The sequence below is a fragment of the Herbaspirillum lusitanum P6-12 genome, from assembly GCF_000256565.1.
Classification (GTDB): domain Bacteria; phylum Pseudomonadota; class Gammaproteobacteria; order Burkholderiales; family Burkholderiaceae_D; genus Herbaspirillum; species Herbaspirillum lusitanum.
Genome location: NZ_AJHH01000270.1, coordinates 1 through 1,327, shown reverse-complemented (window position 1 = coordinate 1,327; position 1,327 = coordinate 1). Strand labels below are relative to the sequence as shown.

2 protein-coding genes are annotated in these 1,327 nt (G+C 61.9%); one reads left to right on the top strand and one right to left on the bottom strand.

The genetic code is table 11. The annotated features are described in order from the left end of the window. Window positions 1–56 precede the first annotated feature (56 nt). Window positions 57–929, bottom strand: a complete 873-nt coding sequence (locus tag HLUSI_RS0108895; RefSeq protein WP_016833631.1) for a class II aldolase/adducin family protein — start codon at window positions 927–929, stop codon at window positions 57–59. A 127-nt stretch (window positions 930–1,056) separates the two neighbouring features. Here HLUSI_RS0108895 and HLUSI_RS27740 point away from each other — a divergent pair. Continuing rightward, window positions 1,057–1,327 (top strand): LysR family transcriptional regulator (locus tag HLUSI_RS27740; protein WP_040503293.1); only part of this gene is annotated, 271 nt, incomplete at its 3' end.

Here is a 1,327-nt window from a genome sequence, read left to right as displayed (position 1 = left end):
TTGGGGCCATGAAAATGGCCGGCTTGCAAATCTCCCTCAGTGCGAAGGAGGACAAATCAGTCAAACATGTCCGGGCTGGTCTGCACCAGCTGGTCATAAATCGGCTGGAAGTGCAGCCAGCCGATGAAGGAGTTGCCGACGTTTTCGCGGCTGTAGCGGGCGCGCTCCGGCGACACCATGGTCGGCTTGATGCCGGTGGCCTCGACCATGAGCTGGACCTGGCAGCAGCGTTCCAGCGCGATGAACCAGAATGCCGCGTCTTCGATGCTGTGGCGGCTGGCGGTGAACAGCCCGTGGTTCTGATGGATCGCCGCCTTGTTCTTGCCGAAGGCGGCCGCGACCGACTTGCCGGCCTCGGCCTTGACCGCGACTGCGCCGGCTTCGGCGGTGATGACGACGTGGTCTTCAAAGAACACCGCGGCATCCTGCGTGATCGGGTCGAGCGGCCGTCCCAGCGCCGCCCAGGCGGTGCCGTAGACGGTATGGGCGTGGCACATGGCGACGATGTCCTGGTGCATCTCGTGGACTGCGGCGTGCAGCACGAAACCGGCGCGGTTCAGCGCATGCATGCCCTGCACCACCTCGCCCTTGTGATTGGCGAGGATCAGGTTGGACAGCTTGACCTGGGAGAAATGCACCGCCATCGGATTGGTCCAGTACAGGTCCGGGAACTCCGGATCGCGCACCGTCAGGTGGCCGGCGAAGCCATAGTCGAGGCCATGCAGGGCGAAGGCGCGGCAGGCGGCGACCAGGCGTTCCTTGCGATGCTGGCGCTCTTCGGCGTGAGTGGCGAATACCGGCACGGCGGGAAATTTCAGCCCCTGCTGCTCGGGCTGGTACACCGACACGCGCTTGTCGTCGGCGTCGAGAGCGCTGAAATTGGATGTGGTTGGCGTAGGGGATGTGGCACGGTCTGCGACTTCGATCATGGCTGGTCTCCGTTTTAATATCTTTTCGATGCGCTGATCATCCCAAGAAGCCCGGCGTTTTGACAAATGACGAGTATTCACAATATGATGAATCTGATTCACCTAATGAACCATCACCTGGGCCGCAATGCGAAAACTCCCGAGTTTCTTTTCCCTGCGCGCCTTTGAAGCCGCCGCCCGCCTGCAGAGTTTTGCGTTGGCCAGCGAAGAGCTGCACCTGTCGCCGTCGGCCATCAGTCATCAGGTGCGCGGGCTGGAAAACTATTTCGGCAAACCCATGTTCACCCGCTCGTTCCGTCGCGTCGAATTGACGATGGAAGGACGGCGCCTGCTCGACCAGTTATCGGTGGCTTTCGATCTCATGGAAGCGGCCTGCGAGGAACTCGGCCCGGCGCGCC

Excerpts from the sequence above, each read along its gene's own strand:
- HLUSI_RS0108895 (WP_016833631.1), bottom strand. The coding sequence starts at position 929 with ATGATCGAAGTCGCAGACCGTGCCACATCCCCTACGCCAACCACATCC.